The organism is Lentzea sp. NPDC004782 (genome assembly GCF_040609115.1).
In the GTDB taxonomy this organism is placed as follows: Bacteria; Actinomycetota; Actinomycetes; order Mycobacteriales; family Pseudonocardiaceae; genus Lentzea.
In genome coordinates, this window is sequence record NZ_JBEXJN010000040.1 from 13535 (window position 1) to 31700 (window position 18166).

Sequence of the window (18166 nt, forward strand, 5' to 3'; positions counted from 1 at the left end):
GCCGTTGAACCGCCGCCGCCGGAGGACCGTGTGAATCCCGCGAACCCCACCCAGTGGGTCGAAGAGTACGAGGCCAAGCTGGCCGACCTGAAGAAGAAGTCGGAGGACCTGCAGGAGAACTTCGCCGCGTCCACCGCGACCGTCACGTCCAAGGACGGCGCGGTGACGGTGACCGTGGGCCCCAACGGCGGCCTGCAGAACCTGGTGCTCGGGCACCGCGCGGTCGAGCTGGGCGCGGCCCGGCTCACCGCGCTGATCCTGGAGACCGCGCGGCGTGCCCAGAAGCAGGCGGCGGAGAAGGTGCTGGAGATCTTCAAGCCGCTCGGCGAGGGCACCGAGGCCTACCAGATGGTCTCCGACTCGATCCCGGCCGACGACGAGATCGACGAGACCGACGCCTACGACGAGATCGACGACGAGCCGGAACCCGCCCCGGCCCCGCCGCCGGTGAGCCGACCGGCCGCCGCACCGCAGCCGCCGCCCGTCCGCGGCCGCCGCCGTGCGGACGACGATGACGACGACGACAACCAGCCCTGGTAAGGAACAGCGATGACCGCGCCGGAAAAACCACTTCCCTCTCCTCCCGGGATGAAGATCACCGAGGAGAACAAGCTCAAGGGCTCGTTGTTCATCGAGGCCTACGGCAGCCTGATCGACGGCATCGGCAAGGACGCCGAGTCCGAGACCGAGAAGGCGCTGGACATCACGTTCAACGCCATCGGTGCCGCGTCGTCCACGGTGATGCTCGCGATCGACCCGCTGGGCAGCATCATCGGTGCCGGCGTGGGCTGGCTGATCGAGCACGTCAGCTTTCTGAGGGACGCCCTGAACCAGTTGATGGGCAACCCCGAGGAGATCCAGGCCAACGTCGAGGCGACCAAGAAGCAGGCCGCCGACCTGCGGGTGCTGGCCGAGGACCACAAGAACGGGCTCGCCACGTTCGACGGCTGGACCGGTCAGTCGTCCGAGGCGTTCAAGCGGTCCATGGACGGCATGAGCCAGGAGCTCGACGACCTCGCCAACGCCGTCGAGACCAAGGCCAAGATCGTCGCGATCATGGGCATGCTGGTCACCGTCCTGCGTGACATCGTCCGCGACCTGATCTCCCAGCTGATCGGTGGCCTGATCGGCGGCGCGATCCTCGCCGCCGCCGCCATGATCCCGACCTTCGGTGCCTCCATCCCCGCGTTCATCGGCTTCGCGGTCGGCAAGGCGGTCGCGCTGGGCGTGAACATCGCGTCCCGCGTCGCCCGCGTCGTGGCGGCCCTGGGCCGTCAGATGAAGCGGATCGGCGACCTCGACGGCATCATGGCCAAGATCAGCAAGGGCTGGGAGCGGTTCGAGAACTCCGCTGACGCCGCCGAGATCGGCTGGGAGGCGTACAAGGCCCAGAAGGACGTCGACAAGAAGATCGACGAGGCCGTGGCGGGTGGTGGCAGTGGTGGCGGTGGCGGTAACACCCCACCCGGCGCCTCCGGCGGCAAGACCGCCCAGGACGTGGCGCCCAGCCTCCCGAACGCGCTGCGCGTGGGCACCGTCCAGACGGACGGCACCGCAGCAGCCCGCGTGCACGCGTTCGAGGCGCCCGCGGAAGCCGCGCAGCCCATGCACACGGTCTCGCGACATGAGGTGAACGCGGCCGAGCCGATGCAGGCCGTCGCGCGACACGAGGCCAACGCGGCCGAGCCGATGCAGGCCCTCCGACGGGTGGAGGCCGTGGAACCGTTGCAGCCCATGCACGCGGCGAGCCGCATGGAAGCCGTCGAGCCCATGCAGCCGCTGCAGCGCATGGAAGCCGTGCACGCGCCTATGGCCCCAGTTCAGATGAACGCCGAGCCCGCTCAGCCGTTGCACCGCATGGAGGCCCTCCAGCCGATGCAAGCTGCACAGCGCGTGGAAGCCCCCATGGCCCCGATGCAGCCGCTTCACCGCATGGAAGCCGTGGAAGCGCCCATGGCTCAAGCGCGCGTGGAGGCCACGCCGATGCACGAGAACCTCGCCAGGACAGCGTCGGACTCGACGATGGTCTCGGGCGTGTCCATGACGTCGGGAACGCCGGTGCACCAGGCCGTCCAGCCGATCCAGGCGCACGAGATGTACAACAGCGTGGACACCAACCCTGCCGAGCCGCTGCAGTCCGCCACTGCCTTCGAACAGCCGATGGGGCCGCAGATGTCCCACACGTTCGAGGCGCCGGCCCGCGAGAACTACAACCCGCTGCAGGCCTACTCGGCCGCGGACCCCGTGCAGGAGAGCTACAACCCGCTCGTCGGGGGCGAGCCGATCCAGCAGGCGGCCGCGTACGAGACGCCCGCCCAGAGCGGCGGCGCCCCGGTCCAGCCGCTGCGCCCGGCCGTCTCGCACGAGCGGCCGAACAGGCAACCGGAGTAACCGCCCCAGCCGGGATCCCGCCCACCCTGCTTTGTCACTGGAGAAAAGCCGCTCATGGCCAAGGGGAACGTCAATCCCACATCGTCGCCGCCGCCGAACACCAACCCGGCGCCGAACCCGACGCCGTCCTCTTCGTCGACGGGCACCGGTGGTGGCAACAACGGCCCCACCGGCAACAGCGGCTTCTCCGTCAGCGACTCCTCGATGCAGGGGTTGCAGAACAAGGCCGGTGATCTGGGGTCCCGGCTTTCGAGCATCTCGAGTGGCCTGCGCGGCCTGAACTTCAGCGGCAACGCACTCGGCCCGATCGGCCTGTTCGCCGTGCCTGCGCTCAACGCGTCGAACGACCATGCCGTCTCCCAGGCCGACAAGGGCGCCAAGGCGTTCACCGACGTTCAGTCGAATCTGAAGGCCACGCACGAGACGTTCACCCAGACCGACCAGACCAACCAAAAGAACTTCAACTCGTTGGACACCACCACCAGCGCCAAGCCGCCACCCGGCGCCGCCAACACGACCCTCGGCAACAACGTGCAGGGCGGCCCCAAGGTGTCCGGGCCGGGTTCGATCAACGGTGGCTCCGGCGCCAACGTCCCGGGCAACAACAACCCCCAGGGCGGCCCGAAGGTCAAGGGCCCGGACCCGATCAAGGGCGGCGCCGGCGTCACCCCGGCGGCAGGCGGCGCCAAGACCCCCGGTGGCCCGTCCGTCAGCACGGCCCCGAACGTCAAGGGCGGCGCCAACTACACACCCAGCATGGGCAACACCCCCGGCGGCCCCTCCGTCGGCACCGCCCCGAACGTCAAGGGCGGCGCCGGAATCAACCCCAGCAGCACCGGGAGCAAGGCGCCAGGCGGTCCGTCCGTCGGCGCGACACCCAACGTGAAGGGTGGCGCCTCCTTCACGCCGAGCCTGGCGCCGCCTCCCGGTGGCACGCCCGCCGGCTCGGCGCCGAAATCCGGTGCCACTCCTGGCAAGGGCCCGGCCCCCTTCACCCCCAGCCTCGGCCCCGCTCCGGCAGGCACATCGCCGAAACCCGGTGCCACTTCCGGCAAGGGCCCGGCCCCCTTCACCCCCAGCCTCAGCCCGGCACCCGCCGGTGCGACGCCCAAGCCCGGCGCTCCAGGCGCCACGCCCGGCGGCGGTAAGGGCCCGGCGCCCTTCACTCCGAGCCTCGGCAACACCCCCGGCTCGTCCGCGAACACTCCCAAGACCGGCGTGACTGCTCCCGGCCCGCAGAACGCCGTGACGTCTCCGTCGACCAGCGGCACTCGCGGCGGCACGCCCGGCGCCGCACCAGGCATGGCGCCGCCCACGAGCCCCGGTGGCACGCCCGGCGGTCAGACCGGCGGCGAGCGCGGAGGCAGCAAGTTCGGCACCGGTGGCGGCAAGGGCGTGTTCGACGCGCCCAAGCCCCCCACTCCCGACAGCACCATCTCCAAGGCACCCGGCACGTCCCCGTCCACACCGCCGCCCGCCCCCAAGCCGAGCACGCCACCGGCTGCTCCGGGCTCGGTCGGCGCGACGCCGGGCTCGTCCGGCAAGGGCCCGGCCCCGTTCACCCCCGGCACGGGCGCCGCACCGGCCGGCACCCAGTCCCCGACGACGCCCGGCACGCAAAGCTCCGTGACGTCCCCGTCGACCGGCGCTCCCCGCCCCGCCACGTCCCCGGGTGTGGCACCACCCGCCTCCGCCAACCCCGGCGCCGCCGCACCGCCAATGGCTCCTGGCGCGACGCCAGGCGCAACCGGCACCGAACGCGGTGGCAACAAGTTCGGCCAGGGACCCGGCGTGAACAAGGGCGCCTTCGACGCCCCCAAACCACCCACCCCGGACAACACCATCACCAGGGCGCCCGGCACCTCGCCCTCCACACCCCCACCGGCCCCGAAGCCGACGCCACTGACCCCGCCACCCAGCGCCAACACGCCGGGCACCAACACGCCACCGCCCGCGCAGACCCGCCCAGCAGCAGGCCCGCAGCCGGTCAACGCGCCCAACACCAACGCACCCAGCCCGAACACGCCACCGCCCACCCAGTCTCGCCCTGCCCCGGCCGCACCGCCGGTGAACGCGCCATCGCCGAACCCGGCGACCAACGTCCCACCGACCAACACACCGTCCCCCAAAGCGGACACCACACCCGCACAAACCCGACCGGCACCGGCCAACCCGGCAACCAACGTGCCACCGGTCGCGACACCACCACCCGCACCCAGCACCAACACGCCCAGCACCAACACGCCACCGTCTGCCCAGACTCGCCCTGCCCCGGCCGCACCCCCGGTGAACGCGCCATCGCCGAACCCGGCGACCAACGTCCCACCGACCAACACACCGTCCCCCAAAGCGGACACCACACCCGCACAAACCCGACCGGCACCGGCCGCCCCGACGCCGAACAGCTCGCCGGCACCCGCGCCGAACCCAACGCCCAACCCGGCGGCCAACGTGCCACCGGCGACCGTGCCGAACCCGAACGTGCCGCCCGCCAACACTCCCCACCCCGGCGATTCCGCGGTCAAGTCGCGTCCGGCCCCCGTGCAGAACGTCCCCTCGACGTCGGCCGGCACCAACCCCGGCTCGACGCCGAACGCCGCTCCGGATGTCGCCGTGGTGCCGCCGGTCGTCACCCCGGCACCGAACACCCAGTCCCCCGTGCGGTCCGGCAGCGACAGCGACGTCAACACCGTGCACAACGACTCCCCGGACGTCCGGACGCCCGAGCAGCGCGTGGAGAGCTACCGCGCCGACGACCCGAAGAAGGACTCGCGCTGGCAGCAGGTCGACGGGGAGTTCAAGTACCTGCCGAACAAGCCGTCGGAACTCGTCGGCATCAGGGTCGACGCCGACACCACGGTCGGCCTGACGCCGCACATGGCCAAGAAGTGGCTGGAGGACAACGGGATCGACGTGCCCGCGCAGAGCGGCGTCGACGCGACGATCATCCCGCTGCTCTACGACGGCAACCTGGGCGGCGGCAACCGCAGGCCTGAGATATACGACATCAACAACGCCGCGGACTTCCACAGCGAGATGATGGGCATCGCCCGCGAGCAGAACATCCAGGGTCAGCAGAACCTGGTCAACGCGGTGAACGACGTCGCCAACCACATCACCTCCAAGTACCCGCCGAGCGAGTTCGCCTACGTCGGCCTGGGCCGCAGTCCGGCCGCCGTGGTCGCCGCGCTGCAGAACCAGGGGCACCCCGCGGTGTCCATCCCGCTGTCGAACTTCCGGCCGCCGCCCGCGGACCCCAACTCGATCCTCGCCCCGTCCTACGAGGCGCACGGCGGCAAGGTCGAGCCGCTGAACGCCGACCAGCAGAACATGCTCAACCAGCACTTCGACGAGTTCCTGGGCGGTCTGCCCCAGGACAAGAACGTGGTGCTGATCGACTACACGCAGGGCGGTCTGTCGCTGGTGTCGGCGCAGCACCACCTGCAGCAGTACCTGACCGACTACAAGGGGTCGGACGCCAAGGTGAACGCGTTCGCGATGCACCAGGACATCGACACCGCCAACCTCGGCAAGACGGTCAACACCGCCACGACCCCGGGCTCGTGGACCCAGGCTGCCTGGGAAATGGTCGTGGACACCGACCGCAGGGCGAGCCGGCAGGAATGGCAGAGCCGCTTCGAGGCGTACCCGATCACCAAGGAAAACCCGCTCGGCGACGCGTTCCGCAAGGAGGTCTTCGACGACCTCGCCGAGTACGGGTCGTACAAGATCCTCGACGAGAACCCGGCGACGTTCGAGCAGAACCGGCCGCACCGCGAGCACAACACACCTCCCGGCACCACCACGGGTTACGAGGTGCTGAGCGACGCCGTCGCGGAGGCCAGCCCCACCCCGACGCCGGAAACCCCCCACCCGACGCCGAACACCGACACCGACACAGACACCGACTCGGACACCGACACGGATACGGACAGCGACTCCGACAACGACTCCGACTACGGTTCTGCCCGAGACGACGACTCGGACAGCGACTCCGACTACCACTCTGCCCGAGACGACGACTCGGACAGCGACAGCGACGCGGACCCCCGTGACGCGCCGCCTCGGAACGCGCCCGCACCGCCACCCGCTCCCCCGGCACCGCCCGCCCCGGACACCAACACCGACACCAACACGGACGCGCCGAAGCAGGTCAAGCACGGTGGCGCACCGCCCGCCATGCCCGCCATCACCCCGGAGTCGCACGCGGGCAGGGACGTCCTCACCGACGAGTCGTGGCGGCACGACCCGGCCAAGACCGCGGACTGGTCCCAGCCGAACAACCCGGCCGACCGCGGCACCTGGGCCGACCGCCGCAACGACACGGACGTCCGCACCGTCGACGTGACGGTCCACGACGTGCGCACGGACAGCACGCCGGGCAACATCAAGTCCTACCTGGGCCTCATCAACTACGACCTGCGCCGCATCGAGACGAGCCCGGGCAACTTCGTGCAGGAGTACACCGTCAAGGTGCACATCGACCCTGCCGCGAACGCAGACGCCGACGCCGTCGCGCAGGTCAAGGAGAACGCCACCAACGGCGTCAACAGCCTGCTGAACCAGGGTTTCCGGCTCCCGAGCGGTGACCAGTTCCACGTCAACCTGGAGTTCACGGACAACCCGGCGGGCGCGCACACCATCGTCAGGGTCGACCCGGACAACGCCAACGTCGACCAGAACCACTGGAACCCCAACGCGAGCCCTGAGCTCCTCGCGCACGAAACCCTGCACTACCTCGGCGTCCCGGACGAGTACAAGGACACGTCGAGGGTCTTCCAGCAGCACGACACGAACTCCGGCGTGCACCAGAACGACGGCAGCATGATGGGCGACGGCATCCACCTGCCCGACCCCGGTGTCCGTCCGCGTCACCTGTGGCTGATCGAACGCACCGCCAACAGCCAGGTGATGGTCCCCGACACCACGATCAACCCTCCTGGCCCGGCCACCGTGCCGCCGCCCGCCGGCTGGACGCCGAGCACCACGTCGCCGGACGTCGCCAGCGACACGAAGAACAACCCGGTCAACTACCTCGACACCGATGTGCAGACCAGGCCGGTGCCCGACGCGGACACGCCGACCCTGCCCGGCAGCTTTCCCGCCGACGCCGACACCGACGTGGACGCGAACGCCGACGTCCGTCCCCCGCAGACGCACCTGCCGAACCTGGACGACGTCGGACTGGTCGAGTCGGTGCTGCGCAGCGCCGCGTTCCAGAACGTGCCGGTCGCCAACGCGTCGCCACTGGTCGGCCAAAGCGATGTTCGGTCCACTGTGGACGCGGTACTGACCGATGTCCAGCAGAACCCGCAGAACCACGACCACCCCGGGCTGAACCCGAACGGACTGTCGAACTGGGTCGCGAGTCAGGTCGACCCGGACACGCTGGCGAAGTTCCACCCCGACCTGGAACCGAACGTGCCCGGCCTCACCGGCGACGCCAAGCTCGACCAGTGGCGGGCGAACGTCGCGAACGACCTCGCGAACGGGTCGCCGAGGCGCTGGGACGTCGTGAACGCCGGGCTGAACACCGACGGCATGAAGCCCGGCGACGTCGACGTGATCAACCACGTCACGCAGCAGGTGAAAGAGAACGGCGCGATGCCGACGTCGGCCGACCTGGTCGCCAAGGGCCTGCAGACGCCGGCGTGGGCCGACTCCCAGGTCGGCAGTCACCTGCCGAACACGATCGCGCAGTCGCTGGGCGTGCAGCTCGTCGTCGACAACGACGGCGTGCAGACCGTTCACGGCCCGGCGGGCGCGCCGCAGGTGCAGGTCACGTCGCAGAACGGCACGTTCGGGGCGCTCGGTGCCCCGTCGCCGCAGGACGTCCGCGCCGGCATGGAGGCATGGCTGGGCGGCAAGTCCTCCGCGGAGGTCAACCAGACCATCGCCGACCTCTACAAGGGTCGTCAGGACGAAGGCCTCTACAACGCGGCGCAGAAGACGCAGCTGATCAAGCGCGCGGCGGCGCACCCCGGCGGTCCGCAGGTCTTCATGAAGGACCTGCTGGACCAGCAGGCGAAACTCGAGAACCGGATCGACGACTCGAAGGCGAAGTCGACCTGGAAGCCGGCAGCGCTCCAGACGCAGGCGGACAAGCAGCAACAGGCCCAGATCAAGCAGGACATCGCGCGGGACACCGATCTCCTCAACAACATCAACAAGCAGATCGGCACCCTCAGGGACGCCGGCCCCAAGGTGGGCCTGACCCACGCCGTCGACACCTACGTCGCGGGCCCGAACGCGGACGGACTCATCAAGCTCGGGCCGAACGCGATCGCCCAGCTCGACACGCACCTGACCCAGGAGATCGCGGCCGCCGAAAACGCCGGGTTCGACACCACGGACCTGAAGGCGCTGCACGAGCGGGTGCAGAACGAGATGGCCGTGCGCGGCGCGGTGAACCACGTCATGAAGCACGGCGTGGCCGGGTTGACCGCCGAGGTCGACAAAGCCAGGCAGGCGTTGCAGGACTTCCGCGACGGCAAGGACGACCACGCCGGTTTCAACGGTTTCATGAACCGCTGGTTCGGCACCGGTGAGGACTTCAGCAACTACGACTTCGACGCCAGGATCGCCGAAGCCGAGGCCGTGCTGAAGGAGAACGAGAAGATCCTGTCGTTCACGACCAACCCCGACTACAGCAACCGCTTCGACACGGCCGCGAACATCCAGTCCAAGATGGAGCGGCTGGAGGCGGACAAGGCGAGGAGGACCGCGGAGCGGGAAGCTCGCGAAGCTCAGGAAAACCGCGTAGCACAGGAGAACCGGGCAGCCCAGGACCGTCGTGAGGCGCAGGCGCGGCAGGAGCACGCGGCGTTCAAGGCCTCGCTGTTCGGCAAGTCCTCCGCCGAGCTGAACGACCTGGCCGAGCAGTACCGCGACAACCCGGACCGCTCGTACGAGATCAGGCAGATGTCCCGCAACCTGGAGGCCGCGCGGAAGGACGGCGGCATCCAGCAGCACCTGCAGGATCTCCAGGGCGAGATCAAGGAAACGCGCAGCCAGATCACCGACCTGAAGCACATCACCGACGCGCTGCCGGACGCGTGGAAGACCGAGCTGATGCGCACCAGCCAGGCCGAGCGCCAGGCGACGCAGCAGAACCTCGAGCAGCACGAGATGGAGCTCAACAACGAGCTCAACCGGCTGCAGTACGACCGCAACGACGCGCTCACCTCGTACGCGCTGAACCTGCCTGCCGATCCGAACGCTCCCGGATGGCAGTCGGTGACGCCCCAGGACGTCGTGGACCTCGAAAACCACGTCGAGAGCCTCGTCAACGACGCGCGCGCCGCCGGTCAGCCGACCCCTGACCTGGACCGGCTGCTCGACACGGTCAGGGAGATCCGGATCGGCGACGAGGGCCCGGTCCAGCCGAACGACCCGGCGCCGGCCCAGCCGGACAACGACGCCCAGAACCGCGCCGAGAACAACGCCGCGAACCAGCAGGCTCAGCCCGCACCGGCGGTCGCGCCCCGCCCAGCGGGGCCGTTCATGCAGGACCCGGCGGCACGGCCGGCGAACCCGGACGTCGACCTCGTCGTCCCCGGCGGCTTCGACCCCGTCCACCAGGGCTCGACGCCGCAGTCGTTCGCGGCGTCGCTGTACGGCCTGGACCCCGCGGCACTGCGCGACATGCGGCAGAACCCGGCCTACAGCGCCAACCCGGAGCGCGCGGCCGCGATCCAGCACATGCTCGACCTCTCCACGGGGGTCAACAGTCCCGAGGTCTACAACCGGCGAACTGAGCTCGCCCGGGAAACCCTCGCCAAGGCCGAGGCCGCCCGTTCCCGGTGGAACGCGGCCGACCTGGTGCCCAACGCCCTCAAGACCCAGTCGATGCTCGACGAGCAGGCAGCCCGTCAGCAGCAGGCCGACCGCGAGGTCCAGCGCGCCCAGAACCGGCTCGACCAGCTCACGAACAACCGCGACGCGGCGCTCACCACGTACGCGCTCCAGCAGGACGCCAACCCGAACTCGTACGGCTGGCGCCAGTTCAGCGACGCCGACATCACGTCCGTGCAGAGCCACGTCGAGCAGCAGATCCGTGACGCGGAGGCGGGCGGCCACCCGACCGGCCACCTCACGAGGCTCCTGGACTTCACCCGTGAGGTCCAGAACGCACGCGCCCGGCAGGGGGCGGACGCCCGCCCGGCGCCGGAACCACAGACGCGCCCCGCCCCGCCCCCACCCGACACACGCCCGGCACCGCCCCCACCCGCCGCGGCGGACGCGCAAACACGCCCCGCCCCGCCCGCACCCGACACCAACACACGCCCGGCCCCACCCGCGACGGACGCGCAGACGCGCCCGGCACCGCCGAGGCCGACGCCGAACCCGGTCACCCCGATGAGGACGCAGGCCCCGCAGCCGGTGGGCCAGGTGCCGGACACGAACCTGCCGAGCTTCTTCCAGGACAACAAGGCTCTCGGCTCGATCGTGCCCACCGACGTGCAGGGTGCGGACCTGGTCACGGGCAAGATCGACGGCATCAAGCCGGACGACGCGGCGCGCATCGAGGACGCGCTGGAGAACGAGTTCGAGACGTTCCTCGGCAACGGCCGCAACTTCCAGGTGAAGATCGGCCGCTCCTGGTTCGAGGCGAACGTCCGTGCCGAGATGCACACGGAAGCCGGCACGGCCACGAAGGACGCGGCCGACACCAAGGTGGACAGGAACTACCAGGCCGCCGCGGCCTCCACCACCACGAACACCATCTCCACGTCCAACGACGTCGGCGGCTCGGCCACGGCCGGTGTCGCGATGGGCCCGTACGGTTCGCTGGGCGGCAAGGCCGCGCTCGCGACGCCCGCGGTGTCGCAGGCGACCACGAACACGATCACCGAACAGCGCGCGATCAAGTCCGGGGAGGGCTCGAAGCAGGTCACCCTGCCGGTCTCGTTCGAGATCACGGTCACCGACGCGGCCGGGCGGCCCGTGCAGTTCGCGGCGGTGAACACCGGCACGAACGTCACGCTGCAGGTCCCGGCGGACCTCAGCACGATCGTCGACTCCGGCAAGGCGTCCGACGTGGTCACGCCGACCGACGCCGCGTGGGGCACCAAGATCGAGAACGCGGTGCCGGAAGCCGTGACGGTCAAGGACGCGGGCAAGGCGTTCACCGACGTGGCGGCGAAGTTCCACCCGTCGATCACGAAGGTCGGCTCGCCCGGCCGTGAGGTGCTGCAGAACTTCCTGAGCCCCACCTCGATCCGCAACAACCTGCCCGCGATGCTCGGCGGGTTCGTCACGTCGCCGGACCTGATCAGCCCGCACGCCAGCAAGGGTGGCGCGGTGCAGATGACGGCGACGCTGAAGGACGCGAAGCTCGTCGGCACGCACGACGAGGCGGCGCTGGACCTGAAGGACACCTCTGCCTGGGGCAGCAGTGTGTCCGCGTCCACGAAGACCGGTTTCGACGTCACGGCGGGATTCGGCGGCAACATCGGTGTGCCGGGCCAGGTCGGCGGCACGGTCGGCGGCACCGTGAACTACTCCGCGCGCACCGCCGAGGGCGTGAGCGCGGGGTCGAGTGTCGACCACAAGACCGGTATCGGGGTGAAGGCCGACACCGGCCTGTACGAGGTCACCGCCGAGGTCGAGGTGCGCACGCCGTCCGGCGAGAGCGTCAAGATGGAGATCACGACCCACATGCGCATGGGCCTCAACGAGGCCGGTGCCGTGGGTCTGCCGACGCCGGACGGCACCAGGAACACCACAACCGACCCGGCCACGGCGGGCACCAGGTTCCTGCCGCCGTACGTCGCGGACACGCTGGCCGCGGGCAACGCCAAGGTCGGCGAGTTCACGCCGGCGAACGAGGTGCAGGGCCAGGTCGAGTCGAAGCTGCGTGAGCAGCCCGGTCTCGAGAAGCTCCTGCCGAAGTGGAACAACCCGGACGCGAACCCGCGCAGCAGCAAGGGCCAGAGCTACTCCGACGTGGCCGAGCAGCTCGCGAACCAGCGCAAGCTGACCGCGAGCCTGTCTCCCGCCGCGTTGAAGGCGAACATGGACAGCCTGCTCGGTCCTGGCGTCCAGGTGCAGCTGAAGAACACCGGCACGACCAAGAACACCTACGTCAACGTCACGGTCAAGGCCAAGCTGTCCAACCCGAAGCACCTCGGCCAGGCGGACAAGCACGCGGTCAGCGACTCGACCACGACCGGACCGAAGCTCGACTCCAGCACCACCACGACCAAGGGCTGGACCGGCGGTGTGCAGGGCAGGGTGAACATCCCGGTCAAGACCGGCGTCGCCTCGCTCACCCCGTCGCCGCAGGTCGGTGTGTCCTACACGCACTCGACGGCGGACAAGACGTCGGCGGGCCCGTCGATCAGCAGCACGTCGTCGAACCCCGGCAGCGCGGACGCCCAGGTGTTCCAGCAGGACGTCGAGTTCGAGATCGAGATCACGTCGTTCACCCGGCCGCGGACCTGGGTGCGCAACGTCGTGCCCGGCGCGCCCGGTGTCCATTCGCCTGTGGTGACGACCGTCGCCAAGACCGGCGCGGGGCTCGACAAGATCGACGGCAAGGTCAACCTGTGGGTGTCGGACGGCTCGACGCTCAAGGACGACCCCGGTGACGGCTTCAAGCCCGGTGACCCGCAGTCGACCATGCTGGAGAACTCCCCGACCGTCAACGACCTGCTGAACCCCAAGGACGCGCGACCGAAGTCGCCGGAGTTCCTGCACGTCGAGGCCATCGCGAACACGACGGAGCTGCGGGACCAGGCGATCGACGCGCTCAACCGGGCCGCGAACGGCGACTCGGCGCTGACCGTGCCGGGCACCGCGTCGCGTGCGCAGATCGACAAGATGTTCGCCCCGGAGAACATCAAGGCGAACCTGCAGAAGCTGGTCGAGACCGGTGTCCAGGAGCAGGGTCTCAAGTACGACCGCCGCGTCACCGACCGTTCCGGCGCGATCGGCATGTCCGTCAAGCTGGGCGAGGCGAAGCTGGTGTCCATTTCGGACACCACGGGTGCGGAGAACTCGGTCAGCGGTGGCTACAAGGCCGGTGAGTCGTCCACGACGAGCCGGTCGGTCGACGTCACCGCCGGTATCAACGTTCCGGTGCGCCCCAACGTGACCCCGCCGCCCGCCGGCACACCGTCGCGGACCAGCGGTGTCGGTGGTGCCGCGGTGACCGGCAAGGTGACGCCCTGGTCGGACACCAGGACCGAGGCGAACGAGATCGGCGGCAAGATCGACCGCGGCCGGACCACGCCGGACGAGGCGCGGACCGTGCTGGTCCAGATCGACGCCGAGTTCACCATCGTCGGCGAAAGCCGCGCGGGGAACTTCGTGCACGGCGGCACTCCGCACGCCGAGGGCGTCACGGTGAACATGCCGAAGTCGGTGTTCGTCCGCGTCTCCGAGGATGTCGCACGGCAACTGGGTGTGCTGCCGACGGTCGCGCCGAACGTGTCCAAGCCGGACTTCCCGAAGATGGCACCGCCCGCGACGGTGGCGCCCGGCGAGCCCGGCGCACTCGGTCTGTCCAATGTGGAGTCTGTACCGGATCTGTCCAGTGTGGTCAACGACCTCACGACCCAGCTCTCGACGAACACCAGGAAGTTCGGCAGCGACTCGCTGATCCCGGACTCGGTGCTCAAGGACTCGATGAGCAACCTGCAGCGCATCGTCGACCTCAACTCGCCGACCAGCGTGAAGGCGATGATCGACAGCGCGCTGGACGGCGGTGTGCCGCTGCTGGTGCACCAGCCCGGCACGTTCGGCAAGGACTCCTACCAGGTCACATTGCGGGCCAAGACGGGCGAGCCGGCGTTCGACCAGGTCGTCAACGACGGCATCGACATGACGCACAACTCCGGCGGCTCCCGCAAGGAGAGCCAGGGCCAGGGCCGCGGTACCGGCTGGGGTCTCGGCGTGCGGGTACCGGGCCTGGCCGCACCGGGCAGCGCGAACCCGAACGTCTCGGGCACCGCGGGCGGCAGCGTCGGCGCGAACATCGGTAGCAGCAAGAGCAGTTCCGTCACGACCTCGACCAACGAGGCGTTCAGCCACACCCGCACCGCCAGTGGACCCGCAGCGCGCTACAACGTGCCGATCGAGTTCGAGCTCGTCGTGGAGAAGGGCTCCAAGGTCGTCGCCGAGGCCAGGAGCAGCCGGCAGGACATGGTGGTCCGCACGCACGCGGACAACCAGAAGGTCTCCCAGCCGACCTCCGGCCGCGGCAATCCGCAGCCGTACATGTCGGCGGCGTCGCGGCGCGGCAGCGAGTTCGGCACGCCGGCGGCGACGTCCGCGTTCCAGCAGGACAGCCGTGCGTCGCAGCTGCCGCCGACCGCGTCGGTCGAGAACCTGCGCGGTGCCAACGACCTGCGTGACGCCGCGGTGAAGGCGCTGACGGAGGCGGGCGCGGGCAAGGGCCTGACCGGCAAGGGCACCGGTGCGCTGAACAGCCTGTTCTCCACGCTCAGCCCGGAGAACCTGCAGCCGCACCTGCCCTCGATGCTGTCCGGTCCGCTGGACGTGCCCGGTCTGAAGGAGGCCGCCCTGACGTTCGGGCAGGACGCCGACGTCAAGGTCTACGCGAAGCTGGTCAACCCGCAGCTGGGGTCTTTGAGTGACAGCGTCAAGATCGAGCACCCGCTGACCACGAGGACTTCCGAGACCTCCAGCGAGGCCAAGGTGTCCGAGACGGCCGACGCGTCGGTCGGTCTCGCGCAGGGCAGCGCGGCGGTCAAGCAGGGTGCCCCCGCGGACACGGTCAACTTCAGCACCGGCGGCGTCGAGGTACGCCACGCGGGTGAGGACTCCGCCGCGGTGTCCGGAGGCCCGGCGCAGGCCGAGGGCGGCAACGTCAAACCCAAGGACGCGCCCCGCAGCGGACTCGTGCAGTTCGACGTCGAGTACCGCGTGGTCGCGACGATCGGTGGCAAGACCGGTGTCGTCGACCTGACCGTTCCGGGTTCGGCCGGCGTGCGCATGCCCGCCACCGAGGTCGAGACCCTGTTGAAGCACGACTTCAGCGATGCGTTGAAGGACGCCCAGACCGAGGTCAAGAAGGCGGCCGACGACTGGCGGACCGCGGAGAAGGAAGTCGAGGCGGCCCGCCACGAGGCCCAGGACGCCATCAACTCCGCCGCCGCCGTGCTGGCGAGGACCGACCAGCCGCTGGGTGACGCCGCGACCGCGTTGAACACGGCGATCGAGGCCCACCTGGACGCCGAGGCGAAGCTCCCCGCTCTGGAGGCCGCTGCCAACGCGGCGCAGGCGGACGTGGCGCGCACCCGTGCGACGATCCAGGAGCTCAACCCGCAGATCACGTCGCTCAGCCAGGGCGCGTTGGCCACCAAGGACGCCCTCGACGACGCCCAGATCAACGGCGCTCCCCAAACCGAACTGGACCGCCTCGGACGAGAGGCCGACGCCGCGCACGCCGCGTTGACCGACGCCCAGCAGCAGCTCACCGACGCCCACGCGGACCTCGACGCCCAGCGCAGGGCCGCCGCCGACGCCCGCGCCGCCCTCCAGGCACAACAGCAGGCCGTCGCCGAGGCCGACAACGCCCGCTCCGATGCCGAGTCCGCGTATCAGCAACTCGCGGACGAGCGGGCCACCGCGGAGAAGGCGATCAAGGACGCGGAGACGAAGCTCGACGACGCCCGCCGCGCCGCGGACGCGAAGCAACAGGCGTGGTGGGACGCCAAGGCCGAGGTGGACCGCGAGGTCGACGCCTTCAACACGGCCGCGCAGGCGCCGCCGCCGGTGCCGCCGAAGGACAACGGGGCCGGCACGTCCGGGAACACGACCGCGGACGGCAACCAGAAGCCGCTCCCACCCACGCCACAACCACTCACCGACACCACCGCGAGTACCGACCGAACGCCGCCGGCGTCGAGCACGGACACCGCCGCGAACCACAACCGCACCTGGTCACCAGCCCTGCCCACCATCCCCGAATCACCCGAAACGGAGACCAGCGACACCGACGCCAGCTCGTCGCACACCGCACCACCGCCCGCACCCGAAGTACCGACGCGCCCGGCACCGCAACCTCCCGCCACGCCCACCACCCCCAGCACGACCACCGACACCACCGCGAGTACCGACCGAACGCCGCCGGCGTCGAGCACGGACACCGCCGCGAACCGCAACCGCACCTGGTCACCAGCCCTGCCCACCATCCCCGAATCACCCGAAACGGAGACCAGCGACACCGACGCCAGCTCGTCGCACACCGCACCACCGCCCGCACCCGAAGTACCGACGCGCCCGGCACCGCAACCTCCCGCCACGCCCACCACCCCCAGCACGACCACCGACACCACCGCGAGTACCGACCGAACGCCGCCGGCGTCGAGCACGGACACCGCCGAGGACCACCAGTCCGGCACCAGCACCTCTACCGAGCTCGATGTCCGGCTCGCGGACCTCACCTCCGACGCCATGGCCACCGCGTCACCGATGGCCAAGCTCGTCGAGATGAAGCTGCAGTCGGACCCGCGGAAGTTCGTGCAGTCCGAAGCGGGCCTGCATCTGCTGCACGCCTCGGTCGTCCTCGACACCAGGACCGACGAGATCGCCGCCATGATCCAGGAGCACGGCGTCGGTGAGGTGGCGAGGACGTTCAACAAGGCGTTCGAGCGGCCGATCATCGAGACCGTGCAGCTGGAGCAGTTCAACGACCTGAGCGACCCCGCCAACCGAGCCAGGTTCGGCGAATGGGCTCACCAGCTGTGGTCCACGGTCAACGGCGCGGACGGTCTCAACGCCGACCCGGACAAGGTCGCCGAGGTCGTCTTCAACCACGACAAGGGCTACAACCGCGCCTTCAACTTCGCGCAGGAGGCCGCGCTCGCCGACATCATGGGCGCGCCGTCGCTCGCCGATGTCGTGAGCGCGAAGGAGGCGCCGGACACCGACACGTCGTCGCAGGCGGCGTGGGTGTACCAGGTGTTCTCGGCGGCCGGGATCATCGCGGCGGACGGCTCCGACCGCGCGTCGCAGTTCGCCGGACTCGTCGAGGGCAACCGTGCCGAGCTGGAGTCGAAGCTCGGGCCGCTGGACGATCGGCGCGTCGCGGACATCAGGCAGGAACTCGTCGACATGGTGATGCTCGACGACGACCTCCCTGCACCATCCGCTCCCCCGGCCGACGCCACACCGGCCAGTCCGAACCCGTCGCACAGCACGGCTCCCACCACGCCGCCGCGCCAGGACCAGCAAGCGAACGTGCAGCAGGCCGTGGCCGCGCACGGGATCGTGGCGTCCGACCACCTCAACGCCACCCTGCGGCAGCTGCGGCACCTCAACACCGACGTGCTGCGCGGCCAGAACCCGCCACCGACCACCGACAACGGCCTGTACGCGGCGGTCGGCGCGGTGAAGGGGGTGCACCCGGCGGCGCTGCGCCTGCACGCCGTGGAGCTCGCCGCGAAGAGCCCGGCGGTGGCCCAGGCCGTGGCCGACTTCACCGTCAGCAGGCCGATGCACACCGGGCACATGGCCGGTGCGCTGGTGGAGAACCTGAACTGGCAGATGCAGCCGGACGCGAAGGAGAACAACGGCGCCGGCAACGCCCGTGACCTGGTCGGGCACCTGATCGCGACCCAGCAGGGGGTGAACGTGCGGATCCACCAGCCCGGCGGCACCCCGGTCCTGCTGCGGCCGATGGGCGACGCGGTGAGCGAGACGGTCGAGATCGAGATGGTGATGAACGGCCGTCAGGTGACCTATCGGCCCTACCGCGGGCCACAGGGGCTACACCAGGACGAACCGATGCTTTAGCGTGGCCCGC

At 70.1% G+C, this 18166-nt stretch carries 3 protein-coding genes; all 3 read left to right on the forward strand.

Annotated features, from left to right (window positions below):
* Positions 1-30: 30 nt before the first annotated feature.
* The 3 genes from ABZV40_RS31240 to ABZV40_RS31250 are packed head-to-tail and all read left to right on the forward strand — an operon-like array spanning position 31 to position 18156.
* Positions 31-540, forward strand: a complete 510-nt coding sequence (locus ABZV40_RS31240) for a YbaB/EbfC family nucleoid-associated protein (RefSeq protein WP_355449460.1) — start codon at positions 31-33, stop codon at positions 538-540.
* Between the two features lie 48 nt (positions 541-588).
* Positions 589-2391: a hypothetical protein gene (locus ABZV40_RS31245; RefSeq protein WP_355449463.1), complete on the forward strand. Its 1803-nt coding sequence runs from the start codon at positions 589-591 to the stop codon at positions 2389-2391.
* A 54-nt stretch (positions 2392-2445) separates the two neighbouring features.
* Positions 2446-18156 (forward strand): hypothetical protein, encoded by a 15711-nt coding sequence (locus ABZV40_RS31250; RefSeq protein ID WP_355449466.1) that lies wholly within the window; start codon positions 2446-2448, stop codon positions 18154-18156.
* The last annotated feature ends 10 nt before the right edge of the window (positions 18157-18166 follow it).